This window comes from Shewanella electrica (assembly GCF_022321485.1).
Lineage (GTDB): Bacteria > Pseudomonadota > Gammaproteobacteria > Enterobacterales > Shewanellaceae > Shewanella > Shewanella electrica.
Genome location: NZ_JAKOGG010000018.1, coordinates 26,504 through 40,708, shown reverse-complemented (window position 1 = coordinate 40,708; position 14,205 = coordinate 26,504). Strand labels below are relative to the sequence as shown.

The 14,205-nt window shown below is 51.4% G+C and carries 15 protein-coding genes; 9 read left to right on the top strand and 6 right to left on the bottom strand.

Going from position 1 to position 14,205, the window contains the following annotated elements; all coding sequences use genetic code 11:
* Nucleotides 1-27: 27 nt before the first annotated feature.
* Nucleotides 28-2,199, bottom strand: coding sequence for a putative bifunctional diguanylate cyclase/phosphodiesterase (locus tag L9G74_RS17640; protein WP_238898087.1), 2,172 nt, complete (start codon nt 2,197-2,199; stop codon nt 28-30).
* 223 nt (nt 2,200-2,422) lie between these two features.
* Here L9G74_RS17640 and thpR point away from each other — a divergent pair, with 223 nt between their 5' ends.
* On the top strand, nt 2,423-2,968 hold the full coding sequence (gene thpR, locus L9G74_RS17635) for an RNA 2',3'-cyclic phosphodiesterase (RefSeq protein ID WP_238898086.1): 546 nt from the start codon (nt 2,423-2,425) through the stop codon (nt 2,966-2,968).
* A gap of 31 nt (nt 2,969-2,999) precedes the next feature.
* On the opposite strand, the gene L9G74_RS17630 is transcribed toward thpR, so the two are convergent.
* Together L9G74_RS17630 and pepB are read right to left on the bottom strand one after the other, a co-directional pair.
* Nucleotides 3,000-3,461 (bottom strand): GNAT family N-acetyltransferase, encoded by a 462-nt coding sequence (locus tag L9G74_RS17630; protein ID WP_238898085.1) that lies wholly within the window; start codon nt 3,459-3,461, stop codon nt 3,000-3,002.
* Between the two features lie 145 nt (nt 3,462-3,606).
* Entirely contained in the window at nt 3,607-4,887 is a 1,281-nt protein-coding gene (pepB, locus tag L9G74_RS17625; protein ID WP_238898084.1) for an aminopeptidase PepB, read from the bottom strand.
* A 137-nt stretch (nt 4,888-5,024) separates the two neighbouring features.
* Between pepB and sfsA the strand changes: the two genes are divergently transcribed.
* The 8 genes from sfsA (at nt 5,025) to L9G74_RS17585 (ending at nt 11,847) form a co-directional block, all read left to right on the top strand.
* Nucleotides 5,025-5,729, top strand: a complete 705-nt coding sequence (gene sfsA, locus L9G74_RS17620; RefSeq protein ID WP_238898083.1) for a DNA/RNA nuclease SfsA — start codon at nt 5,025-5,027, stop codon at nt 5,727-5,729.
* 169 nt (nt 5,730-5,898) lie between these two features.
* On the top strand, nt 5,899-6,345 hold the full coding sequence (dksA, locus tag L9G74_RS17615) for an RNA polymerase-binding protein DksA (protein ID WP_238898082.1): 447 nt from the start codon (nt 5,899-5,901) through the stop codon (nt 6,343-6,345).
* A gap of 50 nt (nt 6,346-6,395) precedes the next feature.
* Nucleotides 6,396-7,274: a tRNA glutamyl-Q(34) synthetase GluQRS gene (gene gluQRS, locus L9G74_RS17610; RefSeq protein ID WP_238898081.1), complete on the top strand. Its 879-nt coding sequence runs from the start codon at nt 6,396-6,398 to the stop codon at nt 7,272-7,274.
* A 186-nt stretch (nt 7,275-7,460) separates the two neighbouring features.
* The gene (gene pcnB, locus L9G74_RS17605; protein WP_238898124.1) at nt 7,461-8,798 is read left to right on the top strand and encodes a polynucleotide adenylyltransferase PcnB; all 1,338 of its coding nucleotides are present in this window, start codon (nt 7,461-7,463) and stop codon (nt 8,796-8,798) included.
* Entirely contained in the window at nt 8,798-9,286 is a 489-nt protein-coding gene (gene folK / locus L9G74_RS17600; protein WP_238898080.1) for a 2-amino-4-hydroxy-6-hydroxymethyldihydropteridine diphosphokinase, read from the top strand. Before pcnB ends, folK begins: the two co-directional genes overlap by 1 nt.
* Before the next feature lie 79 nt (nt 9,287-9,365).
* A complete protein-coding gene (gene panB, locus L9G74_RS17595; protein WP_238898079.1) occupies nt 9,366-10,160 on the top strand; it encodes a 3-methyl-2-oxobutanoate hydroxymethyltransferase in 795 nt (264 codons plus the stop codon).
* Nucleotides 10,161-10,179: 19 nt separating this feature from the next.
* Complete coding sequence (gene panC / locus L9G74_RS17590; protein WP_238898078.1) at nt 10,180-11,025, top strand: pantoate--beta-alanine ligase; 846 nt, start codon at nt 10,180-10,182, stop codon at nt 11,023-11,025.
* Between the two features lie 294 nt (nt 11,026-11,319).
* Nucleotides 11,320-11,847 carry a DUF4124 domain-containing protein gene (locus tag L9G74_RS17585; protein ID WP_238898077.1) on the top strand — a complete coding sequence of 176 codons (528 nt, stop codon included), beginning with the start codon at nt 11,320-11,322 and terminating at the stop codon, nt 11,845-11,847.
* Nucleotides 11,848-11,886: 39 nt separating this feature from the next.
* Here L9G74_RS17585 and L9G74_RS17580 read toward each other — a convergent pair whose 3' ends face one another.
* The 3 genes from L9G74_RS17580 to hpt form a co-directional block, all read right to left on the bottom strand.
* On the bottom strand, nt 11,887-12,657 hold the full coding sequence (locus tag L9G74_RS17580; protein WP_238898076.1) for an ABC transporter permease: 771 nt from the start codon (nt 12,655-12,657) through the stop codon (nt 11,887-11,889).
* Complete coding sequence (locus L9G74_RS17575; RefSeq protein WP_238898075.1) at nt 12,654-13,589, bottom strand: ABC transporter ATP-binding protein; 936 nt, start codon at nt 13,587-13,589, stop codon at nt 12,654-12,656. The genes L9G74_RS17580 and L9G74_RS17575 overlap by 4 nt, the downstream gene beginning before the upstream one ends.
* 80 nt (nt 13,590-13,669) lie before the next feature.
* The gene (gene hpt / locus L9G74_RS17570; RefSeq protein WP_238898074.1) at nt 13,670-14,200 is read right to left on the bottom strand and encodes a hypoxanthine phosphoribosyltransferase; all 531 of its coding nucleotides are present in this window, start codon (nt 14,198-14,200) and stop codon (nt 13,670-13,672) included.
* Nucleotides 14,201-14,205: the final 5 nt, after the last annotated feature.

Here is a 14,205-nt window from a genome sequence, read left to right as displayed (position 1 = left end):
CCGTTTTCATCGCGCCACGCTAACGCGCTACTTCAGTAAACTAGCCAGTTGCTCGAGCGGCATCGGTTTGTGAATACAGTAACCTTGCGCGTAATCGACCCCAAGTTCTGCCAGTTGGGCGAGGATCTGCTCCGACTCGACAAACTCGGCCACGGTGTAAAAGTGCAAGTCTTTGGCAAGTTGACACACGGCGGCAACAATGGCGCGGTCGGCCGGGTCTTGGCACAGGTTCACCACAAACTGACCATCGATTTTGACGTAATCCAGCGCCAGCTTTTTGAGGTAAGCAAATGAGGAAAAACCCGCGCCAAAGTCATCAATCGCCAGCTTACAACCGTGCGCTTCGAGCAACTCCAACAGCTGACACGCTTGCTCGACTTGGCTCAGCATGGCGGTTTCGGTGATTTCAAAGCACAAGTGCGACACCAGTTGCGCCTCGGCGAGCAACTGCTTTTCTAACCACTGCATAAAGTCGCTATCACCAAGCGAGGCGGCCGAGAGATTGACCGAGATCTGCTCACACTGCTGCCACAGGTGAAAATTAGCATTGCCCCAACGCAGCAAGTTATCAATCACCCAGCGGTCGACCCTTGAAGCCAAGTCATAACGCTCCGCCGCTGGAAAGAACACCGCGGGCGATAAGATTTCGCCGTTGTCACGCTGCATGCGCAATAAAATCTCCAGATGCATACCGCTGCTGGCAGCTTTAACTGAGCGGATCTCCTGAAAATGCAACTGAAAGCGATTAGCCGCCAAGGCATCGATAATCTCTAGCGACGCGGTCATCTCGGTGTAGAACTTTTTAAAGCGGCGATCACGCTCGTCAAAGATTTGATACTGATTGCGCCCCAACTCTTTGGCTAAGCGACAGGCGGCATCGGCTTGCGCCAGCACGGTGTAGATATCTTCATCGGTGCGCTCCAATGCCGCAATGCCCATGCTGGCGGAAATTTTGTGCTCCCGTCCCTGCCAACGAAACTCATGGTGGCGAACCTGGCCGCAGATCCGCTCGGCAATCACTTTGGCAGAATCGCGATTACAAGCGTGCATCAGAATGGCAAACTCATCGCCACTGAGGCGAGCCACCACATCCCCTTTGCGCACCAGCAATTTGAGCCGCTCAGCGATTTGGCAGATCAAACGATCACCGGCCATATGCCCACTGACGTTATTAATCACGCGGAACTGATCTAAATCCAGCAACGCAATGCAGACGGGTGACGGATCATGCTCAATCAGCAAGCGCTGTAATAGGTCTTCAAAATGGGCGCGATTGGGCAGACCGGTGAGCGCATCATAGTTGGCTTGAAACGACAACTCCGAGGCCAAGCGTCGCCGCTCACTGACATCTTCGGCGATCACAATCAGATTTTGGTCATCCGACGGCGCTGGATATAGCCCTAAGCGCTGCCAACTCATGTCGTTATTGTGCATGATGCCGACTTCACACCACGCCTGCCCCAGCACACCATCACGCACCATGTTCAAGGTATCTAGCAAGTTATCACGATCCTGCTCGCGCACTAGCTCGACCAAGTTGACTTGTTGGTGGTGTGCCAAAGTTTGCTCGGCGATGCGGTTCATCATGATCAGCTCATTACGGCGATTCAACTGGGCGCACGCCAGCGGCAGTTGATGGAACAACTCGTGATAGCGTCGCTCACTCTGTAACAAGGCTTGGGCGATGCGGGTTAACTCCATCGCTGAGGCAATCATCGTCTGCGACTGCTGGAGTTGTTCAATAAAGCTGTCGGCCCAGTCACATTCGCAGTGGCAATTGACCGCGCCCAACGCCATCACCGTATCGCCCAACTTTAATAATGGCAGCACCAGCAAGCTTTTTACCTGCCATTGCCGCAGCAGTTGCTTCTCCTCCAAGGCGTCTTTCGGCAGTTGTGCCAGCGAGTTCAGCGACAATAAGCGTGGGTGTTTCACGAGATCGCGAAAAAACGGCGTTTGCCCCAAACGCCATTCACGCACGCCCTGACCACTATTAAACTGCGGTTTGAGATAAAGATTGCGGGCGGAGATGTGGCCAGGTTTGGCGAGTGGCGCCAATACAAACACGCCGTCGCAAGCGAGCTGACGGGTAATCACTTCCAAGGCTCGGTCAACATGTTGCTCTAACGTAGCTGACGGCGTGTCACTGAATAGGTGCATCAAGGTTTGTTGCAGCGGACCGATTAACGTCTGCGTCATTCAATTGCTCTCCGTAACAGTCAAACCACGACATCATCTACACTATAGTCTAGGGGCTGCTGACCTTTAGCGTTTAATTTTTGTTCAAATTAAACGCGTTATGAACGAGGGCAGCCAATGAAGCTTAGTCAACTCAGCCAACTGGTTGCAACAAAGTTCAGCAGGCGTATAAATAACCCTTTCGGGCAGCGACAGAGCGCAATTTAGTTGATGAATCAAAGTGATGACTAACGAAAATACTTGGCCGCAGCGGTGTTTTTTAGGCTTTGCCCTCAGTGCGCCACAACGGCAGCAACTATGCAGTTGGCAACAGCAACTTGGCGACGGTAATCATCGCTGGGTAGCTAGCGCGAATCTGCATCTGACACTGGCGTTTTTGGGGCAGTTACAGCCCAGCCAAATGCAGCAACTACTTGAACGTGTACCGCTGCTGCCACTGCAACGTTTTAGTCAGCCGTTGACCCAGTTGGCCTATTGGCCGAAGCCGAATATTGCTTGTCTCACCAGCGAGGACGTGGCTAGCGCGTTACAACAGATGGCCGCCGAGGCGCAGCAACTGATGCACCAACTGGCGTTGCCAGCCAGTGAACATAGTGTTTATCGGCCGCATATCACCTTGGCACGTAAGGCCAGCAGCCTAGCCAATAGCTGGCAAAAGTTAGTGCCGCCACAGCTCAACTTGCAGCCGACGGCGCTGCATTTATATCACTCACAAAGTACTGATACCGGCGTGCGTTACCAAATCCTCAATAGCTGGCCGCTGGTGTAGCGGAAGCCCAAATATGCTCACATAGCGCGTGCTACAGTTGTTTGGTCATCAATACACTCGGCAAGCTGATGCCTGCGGGTGAATGGTAGGTTTCGTGCCGTACCACTTGGTAACCACAATGCTGATAAAAATCGGCGGCGTTGAGGCTCGCGTCCAGCGATAAGGTGTTAATGCCGCGTTCACGCGCCAACTGCTCCAGATGCTGCAACATGCGACCACCAAGCTTTTGCCCCATATATTCCGGTAATACAAACAGCCCTTCGATTTTATCGGTCTCCTCATCGAGCATGCCAACCGCTACCAGTTCGTCATCGATTTCAATGCCATAAAAGCCACGTTGCACTATCTCAGCAAAGCCGGTGGGCGTTTCTTCTGGTGTCCAAATGTCTAAGGTTTTGGCGTCATACACGTTAGCGCAGCCAGCGAGAATGGCAGCGTTACGCACTTGCCACACATAATCGGCGTCAATTTTGGTCAATTTTTTTATGATCATCTCGTCCTCCAGTGACAGCGCGTTAGCGCCATGCCGATAATAACCATGTGCAACAAAAACGCCCGGCGAATGCCGGGCGTGGTCAATATGGATTGAAGCAGATTCTATGCTGCGGGTCTAGCAACACGCAGCATACTGCTGGCGCTTACTCGTTGCCGAGTAACTCAGCAATGGTCAGCATGCCGTGAGTTGTCGCGCCCGCAGCCCACAGCGACGTGGCGTTATCTTCAAACGCTGCCGCTAAATCGATATGCAACCAATCGGCTTGCGGTGTCACAAAGCGCCATAAGAAACCCGCCGCATTGGATGCACCGCCTGGGCCACCACCTTTTACGGCACGGCTGTTGGCAGTATCGGCATAAGCGGATGGACATGCATCTTTGTGCCATGGGTCGAGTGGCAACGGCCATACGTTTTCGGCGACTGCTGCCGCTTTTTTCTGGGTCAATGCCAGCACTTCCGGCTGTGGTGAGAAAATCGCATTGTATTGACCACTGACCGCCATCACCGCTGCGCCAGTTAATGTGGCGGCATCAATAATAAAACGCGCGCCAGATTCACTCGCCGCTTGCAAACCATCGGCCAGCACTAAACGGCCTTCGGCGTCAGTGTTTACCACTTCTACGGTAGTGCCGTTTTTATAAGTGAGGATGTCACCTAACTTATACGCATGGCCGCTAACTAAGTTTTCGGCGCAACACAGGTACAATTTGATACGTTTCTTCAGACCACGCTGAATCGCCAAACCTAAAGCCGCAGCAACCGTGGCAGCGCCGCCCATGTCGGCTTTCATGCCCAACATGCCTTCAGAACTTTTGAGGCTGTAGCCACCGGAGTCAAAGGTGATGCCTTTACCAACCAAGGCCACCGCCACTGGCGCATCGGTATCAAACGGGTTGTAATCCAGCTCTAACATTGCCGGTTGGCGCTCACTACCACGACCAACAGCGTGAATACCAATCCATTGATTTTTGAGCAGTTCATCACCACTGATAATGCGGTAGCTGACATGCTCTGGCACCAAGGAACTCAACCATGCCGCAGTGTCACTCGCCAGCTTTACTGGGTAGAGGTTTTCTGGGGTGTCATTGATCAAATCACGGGCAAAACCGGCGCTGGCAGCACGTTGTTGCAGTTCACGCACTAACACTTCTGCGCCAGTCCATTGCACTTCATGGCCGCCTTTGGCGGTAACAAAACCTTGATAAAAGCTCCATTGACGGTCGGCATCCCATCCTTCACCACTAAAGGCGATGGTGTTGATACCTTGCGAGCGCAATTTGCGCGCCGCCATCTGTATCTGTCGCAGCGGCTGCGACGATTTCACGTGGATAGTTACAGTGTCTGCAGCAAAACTCACATCAGCATTGCCCCAATGTGCCGCTGGCGCGGTTTGAGACAATACGACTTTAAAACATTCACTCATCGGAATACCTGCCTTCACCAAAAATAGTGGCGCTATTGTAACGCAAAATTGCCCAAGCACCGAGTTTGTCGCGTTGTAGCTTGCGGTTGTCGCTGGTAGGCTAATGGCTTTTATTAGCTTGTGAGTCATATCGCGTCATGCAGTTTGAACCACCACTAGAATCTGGCCGCTTACTACAACGCTATAAACGTTTTTTGGCCGACGTGGCGCTAGCGAATGGTGAGCAGATCACTATCCACTGCCCAAACACCGGCTCGATGAAGAACTGCTTATTTCCCGGCGAGCAAGTGTGGTTTAGCCGCTCAGATAATCCCAAACGCAAATACGCCTGCACTTGGGAGTTGATGCAAACGCCAACAGGCGATTTGATAGGGATTAATACTGGCCGCGCCAATCAGTTGGCCGAAGAAGCGATAAATGCAGGCATTATCACCGAACTGCTGGGCTACCAGCAGTTGAAACGAGAAGTATGTTATGGTGTGGAACGCAGCCGCATCGATATTCACCTGACGCAGGGCGTCGAAGCTGACTGCTTTGTTGAGGTAAAAAGTGCCACATTATTGGAGGGTGACCGAGGCTATTTTCCTGATGCCGTCACCCAGCGCGGCCAAAAACATCTGCGTGAATTGATGCAAGTTGTCAAAAATGGCCAGCGAGCAGTGCTATTGTTTATTGTGCAACATACAGGCATAAAAAATGTGGCTGCGGCGGCGCATATTGATAAAGATTATGCAGATTTACTCAACGAAGCGATCGCCGCAGGTGTTGAAGTTTTGGCTTATCGCAGTGAACTGAATTGTAACGAATTTAAGGTAACTCAAGCAGTCCCCTTCATCCGTTAGAATTAAAAGAAAATACGACTAAAGTTGGCTGAATTGCAATTTAGCAGACATATTCAAATATATTGCTGTTGATGTTGGGAAATGTTTGCCTAGAAATTTATATTCTGCTATAGATAGCGGCCGTTCTAAAACGACGCCCTATGACGCAAACGAAAACAGGAGATGCGTTATGCCTGAAGGCACTAAAACACTTGGTGTACTCGCAATCGCTGGTTTGAGCCCTTACCAGGAAGCACCCGGTGAGGAGTACATGAACCCGAAACAACGGGATCACTTCAAAGCCATTCTTGAAGCCTGGCGTAATCAACTGCGTCACGAGGTGGACCGCACCGTTACGCACATGCAGGACGAAGCAGCAAACTTTCCTGATCCAGTCGATCGCGCTGCCCAAGAAGAAGAGTTCAGCCTAGAACTGCGTGCACGTGATCGTGAACGTAAGCTGATCAAGAAGATTGAAAAAACACTGCAAAAGATTGAAGACGATGATTTCGGCTTCTGTGATTCATGTGGTGTTGAAATTGGTATTCGTCGTCTCGAAGCCCGCCCAACTGCCGATCTTTGTATTGACTGCAAAACCTTAGCAGAAATCAAAGAAAAACAGATGGCTGGTCAGTAATGACACCGCAGCGGGGCTAAGGCCCCGCTCATCATTTGTATAGCTACAACATGTCACAAAACAATCGCGCTGCTTATATCGGCCGCTTTGCGCCGTCGCCCTCTGGTTCACTTCACTTTGGTTCCCTTGTTGCTGCTGTTGGCAGTTATCTGCGTGCCCGCGCTTGCGATGGCAAGTGGTTGTTACGCATTGAAGATATTGACCCACCGCGCGAAGTGGAAGGCGCTGCCGATGATATCCGCCGTACACTCGAACTGTTCGGCCTGTGGTGGGATGGGCAAGCGCTGTATCAAAGCCAACGTTTTGAAGCCTACGACGCCACAGTGCAACAACTATTGGCCCAACAAGAAGCCTACTATTGCCACTGCACGCGCAAGCAGATCCAAGAAAACATGGCAGGCGTGTATAACGGCCATTGTCGCCAACATCAGTTACACGATGGCGCCGTGCGCTTGTACAACCGTGCCGCCGTGGCACAGTTTGATGATCTGTTGCTTGGCAGTATTGAAGTGAGCGCCGACTTTGCCGCCGAAGATTATATTATTCAGCGCAGCGATGGCTTGTACGCCTATCAATTAGCCGTGGTACTCGATGATGCTTACCAAGGCGTGACCGAGATCGTCCGTGGTGCCGACTTGTTAGAAGCCAGTTGCCGCCAATTAACCCTGTATCGGCAACTCGGATTGACTGCGCCGAGTTTTATTCATCTGCCACTGGCGGCGACCAAACCTGGGTTTAAGTTATCCAAACAAAACCACGCCACGGCGCTAAATAAAAAGCAGCCGCAGATTGAATTAGCAGCAGCGTTAGCCTTCTTAGGGCAAGCGCCAGTGAGCCTCGACAAGCCCGAATTGATGCTGGCACAAGCAGTTAGCCAGTTCGATCTGCAAGCAATTCCGCGTAAAACCGAGATACTCGTCAGCGACTGATATACTCATTGCGCCCTAATTGGTATATGATAGCCGCCAGTTTTTTCACCCGATTTTGTGTTAACTATTCAGAGGTGCACCATTTTTCGCCGTATAACGCAGTTCTGTAAGCAGTTGTTTGACGATGCTCAGACGGCCAAAAATTCCCAACCTACCCACGAGGATGGACAGCTAAGCTTGGAGATTATTCCCCGAGACGGCCATGACATCTCCCGTCGTCAAATCAGTGACAATGCGCTGAAGGTGTTGTATCGGCTGCATAAAGCGGGTTACCAAGCCTATTTAGTGGGTGGTGGCGTTCGAGATCTACTGCTAGGACAACAACCAAAAGATTTTGATGTTGTGACCGACGCTAAGCCGGAAGATATTAAAAAACTGTTCCGTAATAGCCGCTTAGTTGGCCGCCGTTTCCGTTTGGCGCACATTATGTTTGGCCGCGAAATCATCGAAGTAGCCACCTTCCGTGGTCATCACACTGAATCTGACGACAAGATTTCCAAGACCAATGCATCTGGTCGCCTGCTACGTGATAACGTTTACGGCAGCATCGACGAAGACGCGCAGCGCCGCGATTTTACCGTCAATGCGCTGTATTACAGCATCGGTGATTACTCCATTCGCAGCTATGGCGGTGGTATTCAAGATCTGCGCGCCCGCACACTGCGCCTGATTGGCGATCCAGAAACCCGCTATCGCGAAGATCCGGTACGCATGCTGCGCGCCGTGCGCTTTGCCACTAAGCTCGGCATGGAGATAGAGAGCCACACCGCTGCGCCAATTAAACAGCTGGCGCCGCTGCTGAAAGATATTCCTGCTGCACGCATGTATGAAGAAGTGCTCAAGCTATTCTTCGCCGGTAAAGCGGTGCAGAACTTCCGTATGCTGCGAGAGTATCAACTATTTGCCCCGCTGTTCCCCTTGGTTGAAGCCCAGCTTAAAGAAGATCCGCACGGCCCCGCCATGCGTCTACTGGCCGAGGTGATGCAAAATACCGACGCGCGTATTGCTGAAGATAAAGCGGTCACGCCCACCTTCTTCTACGCTGCAATTTTGTGGTATCCGCTGCAAGCGCGGGCGCAAGATATCGCCTTGGAAAGTGGCTTAAGCCCATATGACGCCTTCTTTGCCGCCATGGGCGATGTGTTTGAGCAGCAATGCCAAACCATCAGCATTCCACGCCGCTTTAGTGTGCCTGCACGTGATATTTGGCAGATGCAACAACGCTTTGAGCGCTCCAAAAATGGCCGCGCCTTCAAACTGCTGGAACATCCTAAATTCCGTGCCGCCTATGATCTGCTGTTGCTACGCGCAATCGCCGAAGGTGGCAACACCGCCAAGTTAGCTGAATGGTGGCAACAGTTTGTAGAAACCGATGATGATGCCCGTAAGCAACTGCTGCAAAACGGTGCTAACAACAGCCGCAGCGGCGGTCAACGCAACCGTAATGCGCAGCAACGTCGCCGTCGCCCACCTCGCCGTAACAATGGCGAGCGTAAGCCGCAGTCTAACGGAGCCGGTGAGTAATGGCGCTGGTGTTTGTCGCACTGGGCGCGAATCTCGCAGACCCAGTGCAACAACTCAATGCCGCCAGCGTTGCCTTGTGCGCGCTGGCAGAACCTGCTAGCTATCGCATCTCCAGCTACGTGCAGTCAAAACCGATGGCGGGCATGGAGCAACCTGACTATATCAACGCGGTGGCGAGTTTTTGTACCGCGTTGAGTCCGCTCGAATTACTCGACCAATTACAAGCGATTGAAATCGCTCAAGGCCGAGAACGCCACGAACGTTGGGGCGCGCGCACGCTGGATTTAGATCTGTTGCTGTATGATGATCTGCAACTGCAACACCCTCGTTTAACCCTCCCCCATTACGATATGCAGCAACGCGCCTTTGTGTTGTTGCCGCTATATGAATTAGAACCAGAGCTGACCCTGCCAGACGGCACCCAGCTTGCGGCGTTGATTACCGAGGCAATGCGACAGTCGTTGCAACCTTTACAGACGCCAGTTTAAGTTTCGACAGCCAACCGTTGCGCCAACATTGATGTTGGCATATAACACTGTTCACTCTTTGCATTAGAAGATTATTGTTATGTCAAAAGTCACTGCTGCTACTCTGCTGAAATTTAAGCAGGAAGGGAAAAAATTTACATCGCTCACCGCTTACGACGCTAGTTTTGCCGCCGCTTTCGATGAAGAAGGTATCGATGCACTGCTAGTAGGTGACTCTTTAGGGATGGTACTGCAAGGCCACGACAGCACGCTGCCAGTGACCGTTGATGACATCGTCTATCACACCCGCTGTGTACGCCGTGGCACCAACCGCGCCTTGCTGATCGCCGACATGCCATTTATGTCTTACGCCACACCAGAACAGGGCATGGAGAACGCCGCTAAGCTCATGCAAGCGGGCGCTAACATGGTCAAACTGGAAGGTGGCGAGTGGATGCTGGACACCGTGAGAAAGCTCACCGAGCGCGGTATTCCGGTATGTGCCCACATTGGCCTGACACCACAATTTGTCAACGTCTTTGGTGGCTTTAAAGTGCAAGGCCGTGACGAAGAAAACGCCAAGCGTATTCTGAATGACGCGATTGCTTTTGAACAAGCAGGCGCGCAACTGATTGTATTGGAATGTATTCCAGCCAAACTGGCCAAAGAGATTACTGACGCCGTACATATTCCAGTAATTGGTATCGGTGCAGGTAAAGATACCGACGGCCAAATTCTGGTGATGCACGATGTACTGGGCATCTCTAGCGGCTACATTCCACGTTTTTCAAAAAACTATCTGCTGCAAACTGGGGAAATTCGCTCTGCTATCCGCGCCTACATTGAAGAGGTGCAGCAAGGAACCTTCCCTAGCGAAGAGCACATTTTTAACTGATTAGCAGGACACGTTTACCATGTTAACCACCGCTAAGGTTGAAGAGATCCGCGCTCGTATTAAATGCTGGCGCAGTCAAGGCGAAAGCGTGGCTTTCGTTCCCACCATGGGCAACCTGCACCAAGGACATATCACGCTGGTAAAAGAAGCCAAACAACGGGCTGACCACGTGGTGGTATCGATTTTCGTTAACCCATTGCAGTTCGGCCAAAATGAAGATCTCGACGGCTACCCGCGCACACTGGAGGCCGATCAGGCCAAGTTAGTCGATGCTGGCTGTGAGATGTTGTTTGTACCAACCCCGGAGATCATCTATCCCAAAGGGCTGGAACAACAAACCTTTGTCGAAGTGCCGGGAATATCTAATCAGCTGTGCGGTGCCACCCGCCCAGGTCACTTCCGTGGTGTGGCAACGGTGGTGTGTAAACTGTTTAACATCGTCCAGCCAGATATGGCGCTGTTTGGCCGCAAAGATTACCAGCAGCTGCAAGTGATCCGCACTATGGTTGAAGATCTGTCGCTGCCAGTAGAAGTGATTGGCGTCGATACGGTACGTGAAGCCACTGGCCTAGCCATGAGCAGCCGTAACGGCTACCTCACTGCCGATGAAAAAGCCAAAGCCCCCGCGCTAAAACAAGCGCTGGACGCCTTGGCACAGCACATCAGTGCCGGTGGCAACGTCGATAACGCCATCAGCGAGTGCAAAGCCAGCTTAACTGCTGCCGGTTTAACGCCAGATTACATTGAAGTGCGCGAAGCCAGTACGCTGGCGCCAGTGACCGATGCTGACCACGCGTTGGTGGTATTGGCCGCAGCTTACTTGGGTAAAGCCCGTTTGATTGATAACCTGCCGTTTAACCGCTAATTCAGCGCGATATGCAGCGTGAAAGCCTCCTGCGTGGAGGCTTTTTTCTAGCCGTTTTTCTAGCGGCGCTAAACTCTGGGATTTGATTGTTGTTCAAGTTAAATGCGTTACAAATGAGGCGCGGCCACTGACACTTAACCAACTAAACAAGCTAGATGCAAAAACGCTCGGCCAAGGTCAAGCGCTGCTAATATTGCGATGATTTCCGACAGGTCTCACCAGCAGATATGTTTCTTTTTTGCTTTTTCTGTTACAAAATCAGCCCAAGATTATCACATTGCTGCGATGACACAGATGCACACAACAGGGAAAGGGTTGCACGTCTGCCAGCGATGGGTATTGATTGCGGTGGTTGCACTTATTGCAGACGCCAACGCCGATACCGCCAGCTTTTATAAATGCCAGCGCGACAACAAGGTGGTGTTTAGCCAACAGCCTTGCCCTACCGATTTTCAAGAACACCGCCTCGATTATAAATACGGTGTCACTACCGTAACCGATAACCCGCAAGACAGCGATCCGCTGCAACAGCTACTGGACAATCAAACGCTGACCCAAGAGGAGTTTGTTAAACAGCTCGATCAGGAGATTTTTCGCTTGCAGCAACGCGGCAATGATTTGGAATTGATTAGAAGCAGCGAACTGCAAAAGTTAGACAGACAGCGGTTTTGGAAGCAGGAAAGTGACAAGTCACCCGAGTATTTACAGCAGCTGCAACAACTGAATCGTTATTACGATGAACAGCTACAACAAAACAACAGCAAACTTGAATTATTACAGCAGCATAAACAAGCGGCGTTAGCAGATGTTGACCGGCACTGAACCAGCAAGTCTGCCACTAACGCCACTTGATCTCCGCGCTTAGGTCCGCAAACCAATACCACGCGATACCAGATAATAGGCCAAACCCCACAGGCCGATGCAGAACACGCCGATGATGCCGAGTGACATGCTGACACTGATATCAGCAAAGCCCAAGAAGCCAAAGCGGAACACGTTGATCATGTACACCACAGGGTTGAGCTTAGACACATTCAGCCAGAAGTCTGGCAACAACGATAACGAGTAAAACACCCCACCCAAATAGGTCAGCGGCGTCAGCACGAAGGTAGGAATAATGCTGATATCATCAAAGCTACGGGCAAACACCGCATTGATTAACCCACCCAGTGCAAACAGCATCGAGGTGAGGAACACCGTCACGATAACCAGCAATGGATGTTGCGGTTGGAAGTCGACAAAAAACATCGCCACCAAGGTCACAATCAAGCCCACCAGCAAACCACGCGCAACGCCCCCCGCCACGTAACCGGCAATCAGCACCCAATGCGGCACTGGCGCTACCAGAATCTCTTCCAAGTTGCGTTGGAATTTGGCACTAAAAAACGACGATGCCACGTTGGAGTAGGAGTTAGTGATCACTGACATCATGATCAAACCGGGCGCGATAAACTCCATATACGACACACCACCCATATCACCGATGCGGCTGCCAACCAGATTACCGAAGATCAAAAAGTACAACGTCATGGTGATCGCTGGCGGCAACAAGGTTTGCACCCAGATACGGGTAAAACGGGTGATCTCTTTAATCAAGATGCTTTTAAAGGCGATAAAGTACAGGCCTCTCATGCTTTACCTCCTTTGGCATTTTCTACCAAGGTCACAAACAGCTCCTCTAGACGGTTGGTTTTGTTACGCATCGACAGCACTTCGATATTTTGCTCGGTCAGCGCGTTAAACACCGCATTCAACCCTTGGGCTTTCGCCACATCGACTTCTAGCGTGGTGGCATCAATCAAACGGCCGTCAATATCGCCCAAGTGCGGTAGGCTGCTGACGGGCTGTTCCAGATCCAGCACAAAGGTTTCTCTATCGAGCTTGGACAGCAGCGCTTTCATGCTGGTGCATTCCACGAGAATACCTTTATCGATAATGCCGATGTTGCGACACAACATCTCTGCTTCTTCAAGGTAATGCGTGGTCAGAATGATGGTCACACCTTCAGCGTTGATCTGCTGCAGAAATTCCCACATCGAGCGACGCAGTTCGATATCGACACCCGCCGTTGGCTCGTCGAGGATCAACAAGCGTGGGTTGTGCATCAAGGCGCGGGCGATCATCAAACGGCGTTTCATCCCGCCGGAAAGCTGGCGCGCTGCGGCGTTACGTTTTTCCCACAGGTCTAACTGCTTAAGATATTTTTCGGCCCGAATAAAGGCTTCAGCGCGTGGCACACCGTAGTAACCCGCTTGGTTAACCACAATCTGTAACGGCGTTTCAAATTGGTTGAAGTTAAACTCTTGCGGCACCAGACCAATGCACAGTTTGGCATGCTCTAACTGACGGTCTAAGTCGAAGCCAAACACCTCCACCTTGCCGCCGGTTTTATGTACCAGTGAGCTAATGATGCCGATGGTGGTCGATTTACCGGCACCGTTTGGGCCAAGCAAAGCGAAGAAATCCCCCTGCTCGACGGCAAGATCAATGCCTTTAACCGCTTCAACGCCGCCTTTATAGGTTTTTTTTAGGTTGTCCAGTTTCAACGCCAGACTGGTCGTCATGTCGTGTACCTCTGTCTAATGAAACAAAACTCCCGCAGAATGCGGGAGCCTTAGATATGATAAGCCGCCAAGCGCGTTAATTATTCTTGTGGGATCACTTTGGCGATATAAGGTAGATTGCGGTACTGCTCGGCATAGTCGATGCCGTAACCGACAACAAACTCATCGGGAATAGTAAAACCAACGAAATCAACGTGTACGTCCACTTCGCGACGCTCAGGTTTATCTAACAACGTACAGATCGCCAAACTTTTTGGCTCGCGCAAACGCAGCATCTCACGCACTTTGTAGAGGGTGTTACCTGAGTCGATAAGGTCTTCCACAATCAATACATGGCGACCTTCAATATCAGATTGCACATCCTTGAGAATCTTCACATCGCGGCTGCTGGTCATGGTGTTGCCATAGCTAGATACCGACATAAAGTCGATCTCTACGTGGCCTTTGATGCGGCGGCACAGATCGGCCATAAAGACCACTGAACCTTTCAGCAAGCCCACCATCAGCAGCTTATCGCTACCTTCATAATGCGCATTAATACGCGCAGCTAATTCATCCAGTTTTTTATCAATTTCTACAGCAGAAATCATCACTTCTGTGGTGTGTTTCATAGCTT

Excerpts from the sequence above, each read along its gene's own strand:
- hpt (WP_238898074.1), bottom strand. The coding sequence starts at position 14,200 with ATGAAACACACCACAGAAGTGATGATTTCTGCTGTAGAAATTGATAAA.
- pepB (WP_238898084.1), bottom strand. The coding sequence starts at position 4,887 with ATGAGTGAATGTTTTAAAGTCGTATTGTCTCAAACCGCGCCAGCGGCA.
- panC (WP_238898078.1), top strand. The coding sequence starts at position 10,180 with ATGTTAACCACCGCTAAGGTTGAAGAGATCCGCGCTCGTATTAAATGC.
- gluQRS (WP_238898081.1), top strand. The coding sequence starts at position 6,396 with ATGTCACAAAACAATCGCGCTGCTTATATCGGCCGCTTTGCGCCGTCG.
- L9G74_RS17580 (WP_238898076.1), bottom strand. The coding sequence starts at position 12,657 with ATGAGAGGCCTGTACTTTATCGCCTTTAAAAGCATCTTGATTAAAGAG.
- dksA (WP_238898082.1), top strand. The coding sequence starts at position 5,899 with ATGCCTGAAGGCACTAAAACACTTGGTGTACTCGCAATCGCTGGTTTG.
- L9G74_RS17630 (WP_238898085.1), bottom strand. The coding sequence starts at position 3,461 with ATGATCATAAAAAAATTGACCAAAATTGACGCCGATTATGTGTGGCAA.
- L9G74_RS17575 (WP_238898075.1), bottom strand. The coding sequence starts at position 13,589 with ATGACGACCAGTCTGGCGTTGAAACTGGACAACCTAAAAAAAACCTAT.
- L9G74_RS17640 (WP_238898087.1), bottom strand. The coding sequence starts at position 2,199 with ATGACGCAGACGTTAATCGGTCCGCTGCAACAAACCTTGATGCACCTA.
- thpR (WP_238898086.1), top strand. The coding sequence starts at position 2,423 with ATGACTAACGAAAATACTTGGCCGCAGCGGTGTTTTTTAGGCTTTGCC.
- folK (WP_238898080.1), top strand. The coding sequence starts at position 8,798 with ATGGCGCTGGTGTTTGTCGCACTGGGCGCGAATCTCGCAGACCCAGTG.
- panB (WP_238898079.1), top strand. The coding sequence starts at position 9,366 with ATGTCAAAAGTCACTGCTGCTACTCTGCTGAAATTTAAGCAGGAAGGG.
- sfsA (WP_238898083.1), top strand. The coding sequence starts at position 5,025 with ATGCAGTTTGAACCACCACTAGAATCTGGCCGCTTACTACAACGCTAT.
- L9G74_RS17585 (WP_238898077.1), top strand. The coding sequence starts at position 11,320 with ATGCACACAACAGGGAAAGGGTTGCACGTCTGCCAGCGATGGGTATTG.